16 protein-coding genes are annotated in these 18,005 nt (G+C 67.4%); 10 read left to right on the top strand and 6 right to left on the bottom strand.

The genetic code is table 11. The annotated features are described in order from the left end of the window. Positions 1 to 7: 7 nt before the first annotated feature. A complete protein-coding gene (locus AMYAL_RS0102960) occupies positions 8 to 721 on the top strand; it encodes a hypothetical protein (protein WP_020629811.1) in 714 nt (237 codons plus the stop codon). Between the two features lie 496 nt (positions 722 to 1,217). Here the strand turns inward: AMYAL_RS0102960 and AMYAL_RS0102955 are convergent, their stop codons facing one another. Next, positions 1,218 to 2,873: a glutamate--tRNA ligase gene (locus AMYAL_RS0102955; RefSeq protein WP_020629810.1), complete on the bottom strand. Its 1,656-nt coding sequence runs from the start codon at positions 2,871 to 2,873 to the stop codon at positions 1,218 to 1,220. 181 nt (positions 2,874 to 3,054) lie between these two features. Here AMYAL_RS0102955 and AMYAL_RS0102950 point away from each other — a divergent pair, with 181 nt between their 5' ends. The 4 genes from AMYAL_RS0102950 to AMYAL_RS49805 all read left to right on the top strand — a co-directional run bounded on the left by AMYAL_RS0102950 (position 3,055) and on the right by AMYAL_RS49805 (position 6,878). After that, positions 3,055 to 4,290: a hypothetical protein gene (locus AMYAL_RS0102950; protein ID WP_020629809.1), complete on the top strand. Its 1,236-nt coding sequence runs from the start codon at positions 3,055 to 3,057 to the stop codon at positions 4,288 to 4,290. Continuing rightward, positions 4,287 to 5,813 (top strand): vWA domain-containing protein, encoded by a 1,527-nt coding sequence (locus tag AMYAL_RS0102945; protein ID WP_020629808.1) that lies wholly within the window; start codon positions 4,287 to 4,289, stop codon positions 5,811 to 5,813. The genes AMYAL_RS0102950 and AMYAL_RS0102945 overlap by 4 nt, the downstream gene beginning before the upstream one ends. Beyond that, positions 5,800 to 6,573 carry a hypothetical protein gene (locus AMYAL_RS0102940; protein ID WP_245192773.1) on the top strand — a complete coding sequence of 258 codons (774 nt, stop codon included), beginning with the start codon at positions 5,800 to 5,802 and terminating at the stop codon, positions 6,571 to 6,573. The genes AMYAL_RS0102945 and AMYAL_RS0102940 overlap by 14 nt, the downstream gene beginning before the upstream one ends. A gap of 128 nt (positions 6,574 to 6,701) precedes the next feature. Next, positions 6,702 to 6,878 (top strand): hypothetical protein, encoded by a 177-nt coding sequence (locus tag AMYAL_RS49805; protein ID WP_020629806.1) that lies wholly within the window; start codon positions 6,702 to 6,704, stop codon positions 6,876 to 6,878. Here AMYAL_RS49805 and AMYAL_RS0102930 read toward each other — a convergent pair. Continuing rightward, a complete protein-coding gene (locus AMYAL_RS0102930) occupies positions 6,825 to 7,766 on the bottom strand; it encodes an MBL fold metallo-hydrolase (RefSeq protein ID WP_020629805.1) in 942 nt (313 codons plus the stop codon). The two genes, AMYAL_RS49805 and AMYAL_RS0102930, sit on opposite strands and share 54 nt — an antisense overlap. A gap of 82 nt (positions 7,767 to 7,848) precedes the next feature. On the opposite strand from AMYAL_RS0102930, the gene AMYAL_RS0102925 reads away from it, so the two are divergent. Both AMYAL_RS0102925 and AMYAL_RS0102920 read left to right on the top strand, forming a co-directional pair. Continuing rightward, positions 7,849 to 8,697 (top strand): LysR family transcriptional regulator, encoded by an 849-nt coding sequence (locus AMYAL_RS0102925; protein ID WP_020629804.1) that lies wholly within the window; start codon positions 7,849 to 7,851, stop codon positions 8,695 to 8,697. 28 nt (positions 8,698 to 8,725) lie between these two features. Next, complete coding sequence (locus AMYAL_RS0102920; protein WP_020629803.1) at positions 8,726 to 9,142, top strand: hypothetical protein; 417 nt, start codon at positions 8,726 to 8,728, stop codon at positions 9,140 to 9,142. 3 nt (positions 9,143 to 9,145) lie between these two features. Here the strand turns inward: AMYAL_RS0102920 and AMYAL_RS0102915 are convergent, their stop codons facing one another. Further along, complete coding sequence (locus tag AMYAL_RS0102915) at positions 9,146 to 10,051, bottom strand: glutaminase (RefSeq protein ID WP_020629802.1); 906 nt, start codon at positions 10,049 to 10,051, stop codon at positions 9,146 to 9,148. A 170-nt stretch (positions 10,052 to 10,221) separates the two neighbouring features. On the opposite strand from AMYAL_RS0102915, the gene AMYAL_RS0102910 reads away from it, so the two are divergent. Next, positions 10,222 to 11,610, top strand: coding sequence for an amino acid permease (locus tag AMYAL_RS0102910; RefSeq protein WP_020629801.1), 1,389 nt, complete (start codon positions 10,222 to 10,224; stop codon positions 11,608 to 11,610). A 56-nt stretch (positions 11,611 to 11,666) separates the two neighbouring features. On the opposite strand, the gene AMYAL_RS0102905 is transcribed toward AMYAL_RS0102910, so the two are convergent. Then, complete coding sequence (locus AMYAL_RS0102905) at positions 11,667 to 13,163, bottom strand: CoA-acylating methylmalonate-semialdehyde dehydrogenase (protein ID WP_020629800.1); 1,497 nt, start codon at positions 13,161 to 13,163, stop codon at positions 11,667 to 11,669. A gap of 20 nt (positions 13,164 to 13,183) precedes the next feature. Beyond that, the gene (locus AMYAL_RS0102900) at positions 13,184 to 14,053 is read right to left on the bottom strand and encodes a Cgl0159 family (beta/alpha)8-fold protein (protein ID WP_026466690.1); all 870 of its coding nucleotides are present in this window, start codon (positions 14,051 to 14,053) and stop codon (positions 13,184 to 13,186) included. A gap of 110 nt (positions 14,054 to 14,163) precedes the next feature. Here AMYAL_RS0102900 and AMYAL_RS0102895 point away from each other — a divergent pair, with 110 nt between their 5' ends. Further along, complete coding sequence (locus tag AMYAL_RS0102895; RefSeq protein ID WP_020629798.1) at positions 14,164 to 14,913, top strand: GntR family transcriptional regulator; 750 nt, start codon at positions 14,164 to 14,166, stop codon at positions 14,911 to 14,913. Here the strand turns inward: AMYAL_RS0102895 and AMYAL_RS0102890 are convergent. Next, the gene (locus tag AMYAL_RS0102890; protein ID WP_020629797.1) at positions 14,893 to 16,338 is read right to left on the bottom strand and encodes an APC family permease; all 1,446 of its coding nucleotides are present in this window, start codon (positions 16,336 to 16,338) and stop codon (positions 14,893 to 14,895) included. The genes AMYAL_RS0102895 and AMYAL_RS0102890 overlap by 21 nt on opposite strands. A 372-nt stretch (positions 16,339 to 16,710) precedes the next feature. On the opposite strand from AMYAL_RS0102890, the gene AMYAL_RS0102885 reads away from it, so the two are divergent. Beyond that, positions 16,711 to 17,967 (top strand): HNH endonuclease signature motif containing protein, encoded by a 1,257-nt coding sequence (locus tag AMYAL_RS0102885; protein WP_026466689.1) that lies wholly within the window; start codon positions 16,711 to 16,713, stop codon positions 17,965 to 17,967. The last annotated feature ends 38 nt before the right edge of the window (positions 17,968 to 18,005 follow it).

Below are 18,005 nucleotides of genomic sequence, written 5' to 3'. Positions count from 1 at the left end.
TGTAGTGATGCGAGACCTTGACGAGTTCGAAGACGGTTTGATCGAGGAGTTCCGCAACCACCCGACGCTGCGGGGCGTCACCGAGCTCTCGCAGGACGACCTGTGGAGTGTCCTGCTGCAGCGCCGCTTCCTGTCGCTGGCCTTCACCATGGCCTACGACCTGGCGATCGACCTGCTCACCGACGAACAGTCCATCAGGATCGCCCGTGTCATCATCCGGGAGGAGTACCCGGACAACTCTTCGCCCGGCAGCACCCCTTCGCATCGCGAGGACCTGATGGCGGACATCCTCGCCCTCGGTGTCCCGCGTGAAGAACTGGTGCGGTCCCGGCGGTCGCTGGTCACGACGGCCTGCGTCGACACCACCATGGAGCTGATCTCGTCGGCGGGCGACTCGAAGCACGCCGACGTCGAACTGCTGACGATCCTGCGCTTCTGGGGCGAAGTGCTGGTCTCCGTCGAGTACGGCGAACTGTGGCGCCGGATCGGCCCGGTACTGGGCGACAAGTCCGTCTTCTACTATCCGCACCACGTGCACGACGCGAAGTCCCGCCCGCTCGCCGCCGCGTCGCCGCTTTCGCTGACGCATTCCGACCAGCTCGGGCTGCGGCTGGTGCAGCTGATCGACTCGACCGAGGCGCGGGAGCGGTTCCGGGAGACCGAACAGGCCGTCGTCGCGGTCAAGACGGCGTTCTACGACCAGTTCACGCCCGGCTCGTGAGTGGCTCGGGTTGAAGCCGACGTGTCTTGAGCGCCACTGTGGTGCGGGGGTGGCGGTGGCGGTGTCGTGTGTCCAGCGGGACGACACGCTTGCCCCGGCCCGGCCGCGTGTGGCGTCCGTCCAATCACGCGAGGCGGCCGGCCCCGCATTGGGGTCGTGAGTGACAAGGACGGTCAGAGCGGACCAGCATTTACCTACCCGCGCCTGACCTGAGCGAAGGTGGCGGTTTCGCGGCTGTCGGGCTTGACGGTGAAGGAATCAGGACGTTGAACGTCCTGATTCCTTCACCGTCGATCAAGGTCGCACCGGTCACGACCGGTGGCAGATACGCGACGGGGGAAGCTTCCGGACGTACAACGTCCCGAATCCCTCATCACCGAGACCGAGCGTGGAGGATTCAGGACGTTCAACGTCCCAAATCCTCCACACCCGACCACCAATCGCACCAGTGGGCAGGCAAGGACGGTCAGAACCGGCCTTGCCACTCACGACGGGGTCACTCGCCCACGAGACCGGAGAACCGGCCCAGCGTCTCCTCGCGCCCCAGCGCCTGCGTGATCGAGTGCAGGTCCGGGCTCCGGGTCGAGCCCGTGATCGCGATCCGGATGATCTGTGAAGCCTCGCGAATGGAGCCGGGGAAGCCCTCGGGGTTCTTCTTGAGCTCCTTGGCGTTCTTCGCGAAACCGTGCTTCGCCGCCACGTCGCGGATCTGCTGGAACCACTCCTGGCCGTCGTCGAGCTGCTGGTAGTTCCCGACGAAGTCACGCACCACGGCCTTGACGACCTCGCCGTCGACGCCGAGGGCGGTGATCCGCTCGTCGTCGGGGCCGGCGACGGTGGCGTGCAGCTGCGGGAAGAAGAATCCGTAGACGGCGCGGAACTCGCTCCACTTCTTCAGGTCCTTGCGCGGGTTCTCGGCACCGTCGCGTTCGACGGCGAGCGCCCGCAGCGCCAGGTCCGGCTCGGCGTCGAGGACGGCGAGCAGCGCGGGGTCGAAACGCTCCGCCCAGGCGCGGACCTCGTCGAGGATCTCGGCGCCGGACAGCGTGGCGATGTGGTCGGCCGAGATGTCGTCGAGTTTGACCAGGTCGACGAGCGGGCCCGCGACGCCGCATTCGTCCAGGTTGATCGGCTCGGCCAGGGCCTGGTCGAGCGGCATCTCGGCAAGCCGTCCGTTGGCGAGGCCGCGCAGGTAGTAGAGGACGGCCTTGGTGGGGTAGCCGGACTCGATGTAGAAGTCGACGCTCGCTTCCGGGTCCTTGCGCTTCGACAGCTTGCGCTTGCTGCCGCCCTCCTGCTTCATCAGCGGCGCGATGTGCGCGTAGGTGATCGGCTCGAACGCGAGCGCCTCGAACAGCTGCTGGTGCACCGGCACCGACGAGATCCACTCGTCGCCGCGGATGACCAGGTTGACGCGCATGAGGTGGTCGTCGACGGCGTGCGCGAAGTGATACGTCGGCAGCCGCGGGCTCTGGTCCGAGCTCTTGAGGATGACGACGTCGTTGCGGTTGGCCTCGGCCTCCAGCGGGCCGCGGATGGCGTCGGTGAACCGGGCGCGGGCGCCGGTGTCGTCCGGGGCGCGGAAGCGCACGACGTACGGGTCGCCGGCGTCGAGCTTGGCCTGGACGTCGGCGGGGGCGGCGTCACGCCAGATGGCCCACGAGCCGTAGTAGCCGGTCGGCAGCTTCGTCGCCTGCTGCCGGGCGGTGATCGCCGCCAGCTCGTCCTTGGTGGCGAAGTCGAGGTACGCGCGGCCTTCGCGGAGCAGGTGGCGGACGTAGGTCAGGTAGATCTGCTCGCGCTCGGACTGCTGGTACGGGCCGTAGTCGCCGCCGCGGTGGATGTCCTCGTCGGCGGCGAGGCCGAAGTAGGCGAAGCCGCGCTCGAACTGGTCGATGGCGCCTTCGACCTCGCGGGACCGGTCGGTGTCCTCGACCCGGACGAGGTAGCGGCCCTCGCTGCGGCGGGCGATGTCCTGGTCGATGGTGGCGACGTAGACGCCGCCGATGTGGACGAATCCGGTCGGCGAAGGGCCGAACCGGGTGACCTTGGCGCCCTCGGGGAGCTCGCGGGCGGGGTAACGCTGTTCCCAGTGCTCGGGCTCGGGCAGGTCGGCGGGGAAGAGGGCGTCGATGACTGCTCGGTCCAGCATGGCGGTTCAGATCTCCCGGCGTCGTGGTGCATGGCGGTTTTCGCCACCGAAGAGAATAACCGTCCGGCCTCCGGGCCTGATGAAGGTGGGTCCCGAAGCGGCCGGAAGCCGAATCGAGACGTGCTTTTCCGTCGGTGGTTCCCGCTAAAATGGGCCTTGCCGGACATCGGGGAGGAATTCGGTGACCACCGATAGCTCACTTCGTGAAGAACCCCAGCTCACCATCAGACCAAAACCCTCGGCCTTCTTTCTGCGCCGCCGCTTTCTTCGCGGTTTCGGGCCCGCGCTGGCCTTCGCCGTGAGCGGGCTGATCGTCCTGCTCGTGTCGGGGACGGTCGTGGTGCCCTTTCAGCAGACACTCGTCCTGCGCGGCAAGATGGGCTCCAAATCGGATCTCTTCGCCGACGCGAAGGTCCAGGAAATCCTGATGCGCCACCACATCCGGGTCCACGTGACCAGGACGGGCTCACGGGACGTGGCCACGCACGACCTCAGCCAGTACGACTTCGTGTTCCTGTCCGGCGAGCCCGCCGCGGGCCTCGTCCGGCGGGCCAGGGCGGACCAGTGGACGGGCACCGCGCGGCAGCCGTTCACCAGCCCCATCGTGCTGGCGACGTATCGCCGCTACGCGAAAACACTGGAGAAGGAAAAGATCGCGAAACCGGTGGGACAGCAGAATCCGCTGTACTACACACTCGACACCGAGAAATTCATCCAGGCGATGAGGCAGGAGCGCTCCTGGGACTCGCTGGGCATCAGCACCTTCGGCGCGGCGAACGGGAACCGGGTACTGGCCCAGACCTCGAACATCTGCGACTCCAACTCGGGCGCGACGTACCTGACCCTGCTGGCATTCCTCGAGAACGGCCGTCGGGTCCCGGTCGTCGACCCGCGACCGGCGGGCGAGCCCGCCGGTCCGCCGGGCCTGTCGGCCGCGCAGGAGCTGGCGAGCCGGATCAAACCGCTCGTGGCCGCGCAGGGCTTCCCGTCGTCGGACCTGTCCGAGTCCTACGCGAACCTCGCCGAGGGCGACAAGCCGATCGTCGTCATCTACGAGCATCAGTACCTCGCCATGCAGTTGCGGGCCAAGGCGCAGAGCGGGCAGCCGGACTCCGACCGCGTCCTGCTGTACCCGAAGGACAACATCCTGACGAAACCCCAGTTCCTCGCCCTGAAGCCGGAAGCGGAACGGCTCGGCGAACTGATCACCTTCGATCCCGATCTGCAGCGCCGCGCGATGGAGCTCGGATTCGGCGTCGCGACCCCCGCGGGCAGCACGAAAAGCACGCGGCTGTACGACTTCCTGCGCGAGCAGGGGCTGACGGCTCCCGAAAACGCGGACAACGACAGCACCACGCCACTGCCGGACAACCCGGTGCTGGAACAGATGATCAAGACCGTCGGGGACTGCCCGTGAAGCGGCTCCTCGCGGTCTTCTGCTGCCTGCTTCTGCTGGTCGCCGCCTGCACCAGCGGCGGGGACAAGATAAAACTGCGTGTGCTGGCCAGTTCCGAACTGGCGGACCTCGGGCCGATCCTCGAAGACCTCCGCGAGGAAACGGGAATCGAACTCGAGATGGATTTCCAGGGAACGGTCAACATGAGCACGGCTCTCGTCCCCGGCAGGGCCACGCACGATCTCGCCTGGATCTCCACCGACCGGTTCTTTCAGCTCGACTTCCGGCGGGCCGCGGACAAGGGGGAGCGGCCACTCACCACCAAGACGATGATCTCACCGGTCGTCGTCGGGGTGACCCCGGCCAAGGCGGCGGAACTGCGCCGCGGCAAACCGGACGGGAAGCTGTCCTGGGCGGATCTGGCGGATGCGGCGGCGGGCGGCGGGTTCCGGTTCGCGATGGCCGACCCGGCGAAGGCGACCAGCGGGCTCACCTCACTCGTCGGGGTGGCGACGGCCGCCGCGGGGACAGGGGCGGCGCTGCGGCTCGAAGACGTGAAATGCGACAAGCTGCGAGGATTCCGCACCGGGCACACGCTCACGGCGGACACCTCGGCCGCGCTGGTCGACCGGTTCGCCGAACGCCAGGACACCGACGCGATCATCGGCTACGAGTCCACTTTGCTCACTCTCAACGCGAGCGGCAGGCTCAAGACACCGCTCGAACTGGTGTACCCGCGCGACGGCATCGTTCAGGCGGACTACCCGATCCTGTTGCTCGACCCGGCCAAACGGGAGGCCTACGACAAGATCGTCTCCTGGGTCAGAAGCCCGGCGACGCAAAAGAAACTGATGGAACGGACCTTCCGGCGGCCGATCACCGGCGACGTGGGGCTCGATCCGAGGCTGCCCGCCTCGATCGGGAACTCGCTGTACTTCCCCGACGACCCGGCCGTCGTGGACAAACTGCTCGACGACTACGCCGTCCGGCCGCCCGGCCGGGTGATCTTCGTGCTCGACTTCTCCGGCTCGATGAAGGGAGCGAGGATCGACGCGCTCCGGGCGACCATCGCCGGGCTGAGCGGCGGCCCGGACGGCGGGTTCGACCGCTTCTACCGCGGCGAGCGGCTCACGGTCCTGCGTTTCGGCGGGAAGATACTGGGGGACAAGGAGTTCACCGTCAACGGGCCGCAGGATCTCGACGCCCTGCGCGCCTTCGTCGCGGCCGAAGACTTCGACACCAGCACCGCCGTCTGGTCGGCCCTTGGCGAAGCCTACGCGAAAGCCGGCGCCCATCGCCGGGCCGAACCCGATCGGGACGTCTCGATCGTGCTGATGACCGACGGCGAGAGCAACGCCGGCACGGGTCTCGAAGAATTCCTTCGCGCACCAAGAGATCCAGCGGTGCACACGTACGCCATCCGGTTCGGTGAGGCGAATCCCGCCGAACTGGGCCGCGCGGCCACGGCCACCGGCGGCCGGATGGTCGACGCCAACGCGACATCCCTGCTCGACGCCTTCAAGGAGATCCGTGGCTGCCGATAATCTGTGGTGGGAAGTCTGGGGAATGTGGCTGGGCGTCTGGGCCCTGACCGTGGCCGCCTTCCTCGTCGCCGCCGTCGTCTTCGTCAAACACTGGCGCCGCGCGCGATCCGACGGTGACCAGGGGATGATCCGGGGCATCGGCTTCTACCTGCACACGAAATCCGTGATGGGCCTCTATCAGCTGCATCGCTACAACGAGGCACTGGAACAGGAGGTGGAGAAGCGGCGGAGCCGGGGCTGGCGGTTCTGGGGGTCGGGCGGATTCGGTCCGCTGAAAGGCGAATCGGAGCGCACCGACACCGACGAGGAGTTCCGGCGGTACATCCGCAAGGCCGAGCCGATCACCGTGATCGGCATCGTGATGAAGGTGCTGGAGAAGCACCACGACATCATCTACGTCGATCTGGCGAAGCAGGAGCTCGTCCAGAATCGCGCGCTGGTCAAGGAACTCGGCTGGTCCGACGGTCCCGAGAGCACTCGTCAGCTCAAGACCCGGCTGCGCGGCATCGAGGCGTTCGTCTCCGTGAAAGGCCTGTTCCGCAAACGTTCCCAGACCGATACCGAGACGGTTTTCGTCGCACCGTACGGAAATCCGGACGACCCGGAACTGGGCAGGCGGATCCGCTTCACCTGCGTGACCGGCGACCTGCGGGACACCGCGCCCTCAGGTGCCTTCCGGGCGCGGTGTCTCGGCAAAGTCGAGGACTGGGACCCCGAAACCGGCGAACTCGTCGTCCATCCCATCGCCATCTTCAAGTAACCCTCCCTGCTCCACTTGGCGCAGTCGAAAGCCACACGTCGCCCATGGTGCTTCGCACTGTCGGGCGACGGGGGCGAACCTGCACGATTCCGGTATCCAACACCGCAGGTTCGACAGGGAGATTTCCCATGAAGACAGCCATTTCCGATGACCTCCGCCGCTTCTTCGCCGACTCCGGCGTCGACGTCACCGCGGCCGGGCAGGCCGAAGTCGAGGTCGTGATCGATCACTTCGACAACTGGAAGAACACGTCAAGCGGAGGTGCCTTCGGCTGCTTCACCGGCGCCTGCTGCATGATGTCCTGAGTGGTCCGCGCAGAAGCAGCCGACACCTTTCGCGATCCAGTCCTGGCCTTCCCATTCGGGGTGGCGTTCGATCATCAGCGCTTCGACCTCCGCGGCGATGGTCTCTTCGGGGAGAGCCGAGTCGCGCCGCGCCCAGGTCTCGTCGCGCAGCAGTTCGAGGTACTCGCGGACGTCGGTCAGGATCCGGCGTCCGGAGACGGCGCCATGGCCGGGGACGACGATGTCCGGCCCGGTGGCGTCCAGCCGGCGCAGGACTTCGATCCAGCGTCGTCCCGAGACGTCGGTGTCGTACGGCGGGAACCACGGGAAGATCGAGAACTGGCCTGCCTCGACCAGGTCCCCGGTGAACAGCACACCCGCGTCGGGCACGGTCACCACCTGATCGCCCTTGCTGTGGGCGCGTCCGGTGGCCTCCAGCCGGACGACCCGTCCACCGAGATCGAGGTCGTACGCGTCGTCGTAGACCACGTCCGGGGCGACCGGTTCCACGCCTTCCAAGGCCCGTGCGACCGGCGCGCCGAGCCCGCGGAACATGTCGAGATAGCCCGGTCCTTTGTGGACCAGGTCGGCCGCCTGCGCGCCGTTGACGAGATAGGTCGCCTCGCCGGTGAAGACCTGCGCGCCGAAAGCGTGCTCGGGGTGGAAATGCGTCGTGGTGAGGTGGATCTTGCGGCCGCGGGCGTATTCGGCCGCGAAAGCGAGCACCTTTCCGGCGTTGCGAGGACCGAGCCCGGTGTCGACGACGAGCACCGAGTGCTCGCCGCCGATGACCCCGATGTTGGGGACGAGGTCGACGCCGAGATTCGGGATCACCACGAGGTCGCGGGCGATTTCGCGGGCCTGGCCGGGGTCGACGGCAGGCTCGTGGGTGAGTGGTTCGAAAGGCATGACCCCACTGTCGCCCCGTTGCCCGTCAGGCGTCCAAGACCGATCTCCTCGCCCCGATACCGGCTGGGTATCATCGCAGGTGATGGAGCTTCGTCTGCTGCGCTACTTCGTGGCCGTCGCCGAGGAGAGACACTTCGGCCGGGCGGCCGCGCGGTTGCACATGACCCAGCCGCCGTTGAGCCGGGCCATCCGGCAGCTGGAGAACGACCTGGGGGTTGTCCTGCTGCTCCGCTCGGCCGCCGGTGTCGAACCCACCGCCGCCGGAACCACCCTGTACGCCGAGGCTCGTACCCTGCTGGACCAGGCAGACCGCGCCCGCGCTCGAGTGACGGCGGCCGCCACGTTCACCATCGGCACCCTCGCCGACGGTGCTGGGGAGGCAGGCACCCGGCTCGCCGCGGCGTTCCGGCGGCTTCATCCCGAGGTCTCGATCCGGTTCCGCGAGGCGGACTTCACCGATCCCACCACCGGCCTGCGCGCCGGGCTGGCCGACGTCGCGCTGACCCGGTCGCCGTTCGACGAAACCGGGATCAGCGTCCGCGTCCTGCGCTCGGATCCGGTCGGGCTCGTCCTGCGCACCGGCGACCCGCTCGCCGGTCGTGCGTCGCTCAAGCTCGCCGACGCCGCCGACCGGCCCTGGTTCCAGCTGCCGGAGGGGACGGACCCGCTGTGGCGCGCCTACTGGAACGGGGCCGCGCCCGTCGGCGAGCGGCCAGCCGGACCGGTGGTGCGCACGGTGAGTGAATGTCTCCAGGCCGTACTGTGGAACGGTTCGGCCGGTATCGCGCCGCTCGGGCACGCTCTTCCCGACGGGCTCACCTGGGTGCCACTGACCGACATGCCGCCGAGCCCGCTGGTCGTCGCCTGGATGACCGGGCGGGAGAGCCCGCTGATCCGTTCGTTCGCCCGGATCGCGCTCGGCGGGGTGTAGAAACACCGGTTCCGGGGAATCCATCGGCATGCCGGAATCACGTTCGGAACCCGACGACGCGACCGTCGACGCCGTCGGAAAGCTGGTTGCCGCGTTCGAAACGGTCGAACAGGCGCGAGGGCATCTGTACGCCTTCCATCACCTGACGGGTAGCGCCGACTTCGCGCTCGACGAGGCCACCGACGCGCTTCGGAAGGCCGGGCATCCCGAGTGGGCCGAGCGGATCCGGACCGAGCTGACCTGGCTCAACGTGCTGCCGGAGCGGTGGACCTTCCAGCTGATCGAGGAATACGACGACGGCTACTACGCGGCCTTCCGCGGGATGACGCGGGAAGTCACCGGCGACCTGACCGGCGGACGGCGGCATCTGCACGAAGAACGGATCAAACGGCGGCGCCGTACCGAGGGGCGGCCGGGGCACGAGATGGGCGAGCCCAGCACCTGAGGCTCAGAAGATCGACCACCCGGTCAGGGTGGTGAACCGGTCCAGCGCCGCGACACCCGCGACGGAGTTGCCGCGCGCATCAAGACCGGGGCTCCACACGCAGACCGCGCACCGGCCGGGGACGATCGCGACGATGCCGCCGCCGACCCCGCTCTTGCCGGGAAGCCCGACACGGTAGGCGAATTCGCCAGCCGCGTCATAGGTGCCGCAGGTCAGCATCACCGCGTTGACCCGCTTGGCCCCGCTCAGTCCGAGCAGCCGTGAGCCGTCGTTGCGCAGGCCGTGGCGGGCGAGGAAGACCGCCGAGCGCGCGACGTCTCCGCAGTTCATCGCGATCGAGCACTGGCGCACGTACTGGTCGAGGACGGCGGGCACCGGATGGCGCATGTTCCGATAGGACGCCATGAAGTACGCGAGCGCGCGGTTGCGGTCGGCGTGCCCGGCTTCCGACGCGGCGACCTCGGCGTCGATAGCGATGTCCGGCCGGCCGCTTTCGTCGCGGAAGAATCGCAGCAGCTTCTCCGCCGCGTCCCCGTGGTGCGCCAATTCGTCGGTCACCACGAGCGCGCCGGCGTTGATGAAAGGATTGCGGGGGATCCCGTCCTCGTTCTCCAGCTGCACGAGCGAGTTGAACGGGTTGCCGGACGGCTCGCGGCCCACCCGTGCCCACACGCCGTCCCCATGGGAAAGCGTGAGCGCCAGGGTGAAGACCTTCGACATGCTCTGGATGGAGAACGGCACCTCCCAATCGCCGACTCCGTGCACCCCGCCGTCCACCTCGGCCACCGCCATGCCGAACTGCCGGGGCTCGACCCTGGCCAGTGCGGGGATGTAGTCGGCGACGGCCCCGCGGCCGATCTCGGGCGCGACGTCGTCGGCGATCCGGTCCAGCAGCGCTGCGAGGTCCACGGCCGTAGCGTAGGAGCCCGCCTGCGCGCGCGAAGATCGGGGTTCGCGGGCGAATTTGTCAAATCGAAAAGGGAAATTCCAGTAAAACCACCAGAGTGACGTCCCGCACACCTTAAGTCTTCCTTAGCACTGTTGGTGACGTGCCGCACACGCTCTAGCGTCTGGCAACCATGGATTCCTCGCTGCTCACCGAAAAAGGTGAAAGCTACTCAAAAGCGCTGGGCAACCGCCAAGTGCAGATGATCGCCATCGGCGGCGCGATCGGCGTCGGGCTTTTCCTCGGTGCCGGTGGCAAGCTCCACCAGGTCGGGCCGTCGCTCGTCCTGTCGTACGCGCTCTGCGGCATCGCCGCCTACTTCGTGATGCGCGCGCTCGGTGAACTCGTGCTGCACCAGCCGACTTCCGGCAGTTTCGTCACCTACGCCCGCAAGTTCATCGGGCCGTGGGCGGGGTTCGCCTCCGGCTGGATGTACTGGGTGAACTGGGCGATGACCGGGATCGCGGAGATCACCGCGGTGGCGATCTACGTGCACAAGTGGCTGCCCGACGTTCCACAGTGGATCACCGCGCTGGTCGCGCTCGGCGTGCTGATCGTGGTGAACCTGCTTTCGGTGAAACTGTTCGGCGAGCTGGAATTCTGGTTCTCGGTGGTCAAGGTGCTGGCCATCGTGGTCTTCCTGATCACCGCGATCGGGCTGGTGCTCACCAGCGCCGACATCGGCGGCACCACCGCGGGCGTGCACAACCTGACCGCCCACGATGGATTCTTCCCGGCCGGTATCGGCATCGCCCTGATGACGCTGCAGGCGGTCATCTTCGCGTACTCGGCGATCGAGGTCGTCGGCATCGCCGCAGGTGAGACCAAGGACGCCCGCAAGGTGCTGCCGAAGGCGATCAACGGTGTGGTCTGGCGGATCGGCGTGTTCTACGTGGGATCCGTGCTGCTGCTGGCGATGCTGCTGCCGTGGCCGTTCTACAACGGCGGGGAGAGCCCGTTCGTCACCGTCTTCAGCCGCCTCGGGATCCCTGGTATCGGCGACGTGATGAACGCGGTCGTGCTCACCGCCGCGCTGTCGAGCGTCAACTCGGGGCTCTATTCCACCGGCCGTATCCTGCGCGCGCTGGCGGACAAGGGCGAAGCGCCGAAGTTCGTCGGGAAGATGAGCGGTCGTCAGGTGCCCTACGGCGGCATCCTGTTCACCTCGGTGGCGTACCTGCTGGGCGTGGTGCTCAACTACCTCGTGCCGAAGGACGCTTTCGACATCGCGATCGCGATCGCCTCGCTCGGCGTGATCACCACCTGGGCGACGCTGGTCTTCTGTCAGATGCGGCTGCGCCAGGCGGCGCTGCGCGGGGAGCTGGAACGGCCGTCCTACCGGATGCCGTGGGCGCCCTACAGCGGCTGGGCGACACTGGGTTTCCTCGCGCTGGTCGTGGTCCTGATGGGCTTCTCCGACGGCGCCGAGAAGATCGCGTTCTACTCGATTCCCGTGCTGGTCGTGGTGCTGGCTGTCGGCTGGCGGATCGTGGGGAAGCGGCAGCGGCAAGAAGTGGGCTGACTTCCCGCATTTCGTCCTCTGAACGCGACACGCGTTCAGAGGACGAAATGCGTGGGTCAGCTCGAAGTGGGGAAGTTGAAACCGGAGGCTCCGGGGCCCGCACTGTGCGGCCACCGCGTCGTGACGACTTTCGCCCGCGTGTAGAACCGGACGCCCGCCGGACCGTGGATCGGACTGTCACCGATGAGGGAGTCCTTCCAGCCGCCGAAGGAGTAGTACGACATCGGCACCGGGATGGGCACGTTCACCCCGATCATCCCGACCTTCACCTCCCGCTGGAACCGCCGCGCCGCCTCACCACTGCCGGTGAAGACGGCTGTCCCGTTGCCGTAGGGGTTCGCGTTGATCAGCGCGATCGCCTCGTCCAGTGTGGACACCCGCACGATCCCGAGCACCGGCCCGAAGATCTCGTCGCGGTACGCGGACATCTCGGCGGTCACGTTGTCCAAAAGGGACGGTCCGACGAAGAACCCGTCCTCGTGACCGGCGACGCGCAGCTCCCGGCCGTCGACCACCAGGGTCGCGCCCTGCTCCGTGCCGAGGGTGACGGAGTCGATCACCCGCTGCCGGGCGGCTTCGGTGACGACGGGACCCATGTCGTTGCCGGCGTCGGCGCCGGGGCCGACCTTGATCCCGGCCGCCTTGCGCTTGAGGATCTCGACGAGCCCGTCGCCCGCCGAACCGACGGCGACGCCGATGGAGATCGCCATGCAGCGCTGCCCGGCGGAACCGAACGCGGCCGCCGTGAGATGGTTCGCGGCGTATTCGAGATCGGCGTCGGGCAGGACGACGGCGTGGTTCTTGGCCCCGCCCAGCGCCTGCACGCGTTTGCCGGTCGCCGTCGCGCGCTCGTGGACGTACCGCGCGATCGGGGTCGACCCGACGAACGACACGGCGGCGATGCCGGGATGCGCCAGGATCGCGTCGACCGCGACCTTGTCCCCGTTGACCACGGTGAACACGCCATCGGGAAGACCCGCCTCCGCGTACAGTTCGGCGACCAGCCGGGACGCGGACGGGACCCGCTCGCTGGGTTTGAGCACGAACGTGTTGCCGGTCGCGATGGCGATCGGGTGCATCCACAGCGGGACCATGATCGGGAAGTTGAACGGCGTGATCCCGGCGACGACCCCGAGCGGCTGCCGGAAATCGTGCACGTCCACGTCCCGCGAGACCTGGTCGGAGAAGCCGCCCTTCAGCGCGTCGGCGATGCCGCAGGCGTACTCGACGATCTCGCGGCCGCGGACGATCTCGCCGCGCGCGTCGTCGATCACCTTGCCGTGTTCGGCGGAGATGATCCGCGCGAGTTCGTCCTCGTGTTTCACCAGCAACTCGCGGAAGGCGAACATCACCCTGGTCCGCTGCGACAACGACGAATCGCCCCACGACTCGAAAGCCTTGCCCGCGGCGGCCACCGCAGTGTCCACATCGGACGGCTCCGCGAGCAGCACCTCCGCACGGGCCCGCCCGGCGGCCGGGTCGTACACGGGAGCTGTGCGGGTGGAGCCCGCCGTGGTCGCGGCGCCGTTGATCCAGTGCTCGATGGTCTTCACGCGTTGTCCTCCACGGGTGTTCACAGCAATCCGACGGCTGTGTCGACAGCCTTGGCGACGTCGCCGTCGCGCGGGTAGAGCAGGGAGCGGCCGACCACGAGGCCCTGCACGGTCGGCAGCGCGAGCGCGCGCTGCCAGGCGGCGAACGCGGCGTCGGGGTCCTTGACCTCGCCGCCCAGCAGGACGGCGGGCAACGTCGAAGCGGCCAGCACGCGCTCCATGTCCTTCACCACCGGGAGTTTCAGCCAGGTGTAGGCCGACGACCGGCCGAGAGCGGAGGCGATGGTGATGGAACGGATCACGGCCTCGGGGGAGAGGTCGTTGCGCAGGCGGCCGTCGACCCAGTCCGCGACGAACGGCTCGACCATCGCGATCAGTTTCCGGTCGGCGAGGCCGTTGATCGCGTTCGCGGTGTTCTCGAGGACGCTCGGTGTCGCCGGGTCGGTCAGGCAGATCCTGGTGAGCGTCTTACCGCCGTCGAAGCGCATCCGCTCGATCGTTTCGGCGTCGTAGCAGGCGAAACGGTCGTCGATCTCGAAACTCGACCCCGCGAGCCCGGTACGGTTCATCGAGCCGATGACGGTCTTGCCTTCGAGGGCGCCGAGGAGCAGCAGATCGTCGATGATGTCCGGCGTCGCCAGCACACCGGTGACCCCTGGCCGCTCCAGCGCCAGGCCGAGGCGGTCCAGCAGTTCGCCGCGGTCGGCCATCGCGAGGGGATCGGAGCCGACGCTGTTCGCGCCGCGCGCCGGATGGTCCGCGGCGATGATCATCGTGCGGCCCTTGTCGTTGAACGGCGATTTCGCCCGGACACGGGTGGCCGCGGCCACCGCGATGGCCTCCGGGTCACGCACCCGCGCGGCGACTACCCGGCGTACTGTTTCGGACACCCTTTGTTCCTTCCGGCTCGCGTGATGCCCCGACCATCGCAAGAGCCGGAAGACTTTGTCAAGACATATGGACATAAGGTCATAGTGGCGGGCCACGATAGGCTCCGCGCATGAAACCCTGGGTGCCCGGTGAGATCGTGGTGGATCCGAACGGCCCTGAGCCGCTGTACTCCCAGGTCGCCCGGCAACTCGGCGCCGCGATCGAAGACGGCAGGCTGCCGAACGGCGCCAGGCTGGACAACGAACTGGATCTGGCCGCGCGGCTGCACCTGTCCCGGCCGACCATCCGCCAGGCGATCCAATCGCTGGTCAATCAGGGGCTGCTCGTCCGCAAACGCGGTGTCGGCACCCAGGTCGTCCGCACGAAGGTCGCCCGGCCGCTGCGGTTGAGCAGCCTATTCGACGATCTCAGCGAAATCGGGGACAAGCCGGAGTCCGTCGTGCTGATCAACCGGGTCGAGCCCGCGGGCGACGAGGCGATCGAGCACCTCGAGACGCCGGGCCTGGCTCGCGTCCGGCGGCTGAAGCGGGTGCGTTCGACCGGCGGCGAACCGCTGGCGATCATGAACAACTACCTGCCGGACGGCATCATCGACCCGGCCGACGACGAGCTGCGGGACAAGGGTCTCTACCAGTTACTGCGTTCGGCGGGTGTCCGGTTGCACGCCGCTCAGCAGAACGTCGGCGCCCGCCAGGCGACCGAGGAGGACGCCGAACTGCTGGACGAGAAGCCGGGAGCGGCGCTGCTCACCATGCGGCGCACCACCTACGACGAATCCGGCAGGGTCGTGGAACACGGATGGCACGTGTACCGGGCCTCGCGCTACTCCTTCAATCTCTCACTGACCAACAACGTCTGACGGTTCGCGTTCCAGGTCGGACTCCAGCGCCGCGTACACCGCGGGGCGGAACCGGCGCAGCCAGCCGGCGAGCGCGAGCCCGGCCAGCGCGACGATCAGCAGCAACCACGGCAGCAGCGGGACGACGCCGTTGCTCGACCCGGCGAGCGTCGGGAAGTTGAGGATCGCCAGCGTCACGATGAGCCCGAGCCCCACCGCGCCCAGTCCGGGGGCGATCAGCGTCTTCACGACCCGGCGGTCCCGTGTCCGGCGGAAGTACACCAGGATCGCCACCGCCGCGAACAGCTGCAGGGTGAGGATGCCCAGGGTGCCGAAGCCGGTCATGCTCGCGGTGAGGTCGGCGACCGGGTCGAGCCCGGAGAGCCGGAAAGCCAGCGCCACCAACGAACCGAAGGCCAGCTGGACGATCGAGGCGTAACGCGGTGCGCCGTTGCGCCGATCGGTCTTGCCCAGCAGGCGCGGCAGCACGCCGACCCTGCCCAGCGCGTACAGGTACCGGGTCGCCGAATTGTGCAGCGCCAGCAGGGCCGCGAACAGGCTGACCACCAGAAGCAGCAACATCACCTTGGTCAGCGGGCCGCCGAGGTACTCCTGAGCGACCGAGAGCACGAGATCCCCGCTCGACAGATGCGCCGCGGCCACGTCCTGCGCCTGCTCGGCACCGATCGCGCTGACCACCGCCCAGGTCGTGAACGCGGCGAACACCCCGATGAACCCGATGGCGATGTAGGTCGCCCGCGGGATCGTCCGCTTGGGATCCTTGGCCTCCTCGCCGAACAAGGCCGTCGCCTCGAACCCGATGAAAGCGTTGGCGGCGAACAACAACGCCAGGCCGCTCGCACCCTGGAACATGACGGACGGGCTGAACGCCGCGAACGAGAAACCGTGCCGGAACAGCACGCTGAAGTCCATGATCAGCAGGATCGACACCTCGAGGATCAGCGAGGCTCCCAGTATTTTCGCGCTGACCGCGATGCCGCGACGGCTGAGCAGGAGGACCAGCACGACCGAAAGCGCGCTCCAGAAGAGCCAATCGAGTTTGAGCCCGAAGACGTCGTCGATCGCCGTGGAGGTGAAGAAGCCGCTCGTGCCGATCGCGCCCGCCACGAAACAGTTGTAGCCGAGCATCGCGACGAACCCGGCGACGAGCCCAGGAGTCCGGCCCAGCCCCTTGACCACAAAGGCGTAGAAGCCGCCCGCGCTGGTGAGCACCCGCGACATCTGCGCGTAGCCGACCGCGAACAGCAGCAGTACGACCGTGGCCAGCAGGAACGCCGCGACCATGCCGCCGCCGTTCCCGACCGCGATGCCGATGGCCGCGATGACGATCATTCCGGTCAGTGGCGCGACAGCGGCGAGCACGAGGAACACGATTCCTGGCACGCCCAGGACATTCTTGGCGAGCGACGTGTCGTCTCGGCTCATGCGGTGCTCCTCATCTCGGCTGGAAAGCCAGTATGGGAGCGGCCGAGGGTGTGGGCTTTGGCTCTGCGCGCTCGGCGCTTGTTCGCCCGCGCCTAGTCTTTCGGTCCGGCCCCTGCTGCTGGGCCTCGTGAGCGGCGCTGGCTCTCTTGGGACGAAAGCGTCGTGAGACTCCGGTGAACGTCGGCTGATCACTCGAGTTCCGTCCCTGATCACGAGTGATCGCCGTCTGATCACGCGAGATCGCCCGAATACGGCACCTTTGACCTTCTCCGCAATAGCCACCTTTATCGCTCGCGCCTCTTTCCTTCGGTTGGAGTCACCTATCCATTCGGTTGATAGCACAGGTGTTCGAATCGGTGTACTATTGATCTTGTGGCCAGCGACAGCGCATCCCCGACGACATCCACCGAGTGGTGGCGTGCCGACACGGCGGTGCTGCATGCCCGCAAGCAGGAACTCGAAGTCCTCAAGCGGCAGCTGGACGCGGAGCAGAACGCGATCTTGGCGGAGATCAACATCCGTGGGGTTCGTGGCTGCTCGGGTCATTCGACGCTGGCGTCGATGATCTATGAGGATTTCCGTGTCACCGCGAAGGAAGCCGACGATCGGGCCGACCGGGTCCTGGCTCTGCATCCCGGCCCTTCTATCGGCGGTGATCCTGCTCCGCCTTTGGCGCCGTTGACTGCTGCTGCTTCCGCGGAGGGCGCGATCGGGGGTTCGCAGATCGATGCGATCATCAAGACCCTCGCCCGGATCCCTTCCATCATCCCGGAAGAGGACGTGCGGGGCGGGGAGAAGATCCTCGTGGATCTCGCTCGCCACGCTGGGCCGCGGGCGATCGCGCAGGCCGGGCGGCGGCTGCTGGACGAGCTCGATCCCGATGGGAAAGAGTCCCGCAACGAGGACCCCAAAGATGGTCGTCCGGAACTGCGGTTCGTCAAGCACCGTGACGGCACCCTCGGCCTGAAGGGCACCCTCGACCTGGAAACGTATGCCCGGTTGAAGTCCGACCTCGACCCCATGGCCAAACCCCACAAAGCCATCGACGGAATCCGTGACTCCCGTACCCATGACGAACGCTACGGCGACGCCTTCACCGACTATGTGCGGCTAAAGACCACCAGCCGGAACTTGCCCGGTCAAGCCGGGGAAGCCACCCACATTCTCGTCACCATGTCGTACGAGGACCTGATCCGGGACATCGGCGAAGCGCATCTGGATCTGGTGGGGCCGATCAGCGCTACCGACGCCCGGATCCTGGCTTGTGATGCTCGTGTCCGGCCTGGCGTTCTGGGTACCGCGGGTGAGCCTTTGGACATCGGCCGGTCGAAACGTACCGTGTCCCTGGCGCAGAAGTACGCTTTGACCCTTCGTGATGGTGGCTGTGCTTTTCCGGGGTGCGATATGCCGGTGCCACGGTGTACGGCGCACCATATTGTTTTCTGGCGGCACCACGGTGAGACGAAGATCGACAATTTGGTGCTCTTGTGCACGAAGCATCACCGGCTGATCCACCGCAGCGAATGGAAAGTCCAGATCGCCCAAGACGGACTCCCCGAATTCACCGCACCCGCCTACCTCGACCCCACCGGCCAACCCAGACGCAACACCATGCACCTCAGAACATAGGCCGAACACTTGCATGACACCGGTCAGCACCAAGCGCG

Origin of the sequence: Amycolatopsis alba DSM 44262, from assembly GCF_000384215.1 — a bacterium.
GTDB classification, from domain to species: Bacteria; Actinomycetota; Actinomycetes; order Mycobacteriales; family Pseudonocardiaceae; genus Amycolatopsis; species Amycolatopsis alba.
The sequence above is the reverse complement of the archived record's forward strand: the minus strand, read 5'-3'. Positions and strand labels throughout refer to the sequence as shown.

Bases quoted from the DNA above. Each gene is read 5' to 3' on its own strand.
- AMYAL_RS0102960 (WP_020629811.1), top strand. From the start codon at position 8: ATGCGAGACCTTGACGAGTTCGAAGACGGTTTGATCGAGGAGTTCCGC.
- AMYAL_RS0102955 (WP_020629810.1), bottom strand. From the start codon at position 2,873: ATGCTGGACCGAGCAGTCATCGACGCCCTCTTCCCCGCCGACCTGCCC.
- AMYAL_RS49805 (WP_020629806.1), top strand. From the start codon at position 6,702: ATGAAGACAGCCATTTCCGATGACCTCCGCCGCTTCTTCGCCGACTCC.
- AMYAL_RS0102930 (WP_020629805.1), bottom strand. From the start codon at position 7,766: ATGCCTTTCGAACCACTCACCCACGAGCCTGCCGTCGACCCCGGCCAG.
- AMYAL_RS0102925 (WP_020629804.1), top strand. From the start codon at position 7,849: ATGGAGCTTCGTCTGCTGCGCTACTTCGTGGCCGTCGCCGAGGAGAGA.
- AMYAL_RS0102920 (WP_020629803.1), top strand. From the start codon at position 8,726: ATGCCGGAATCACGTTCGGAACCCGACGACGCGACCGTCGACGCCGTC.
- AMYAL_RS0102910 (WP_020629801.1), top strand. From the start codon at position 10,222: ATGGATTCCTCGCTGCTCACCGAAAAAGGTGAAAGCTACTCAAAAGCG.
- AMYAL_RS0102895 (WP_020629798.1), top strand. From the start codon at position 14,164: ATGAAACCCTGGGTGCCCGGTGAGATCGTGGTGGATCCGAACGGCCCT.
- AMYAL_RS0102890 (WP_020629797.1), bottom strand. From the start codon at position 16,338: ATGAGCCGAGACGACACGTCGCTCGCCAAGAATGTCCTGGGCGTGCCA.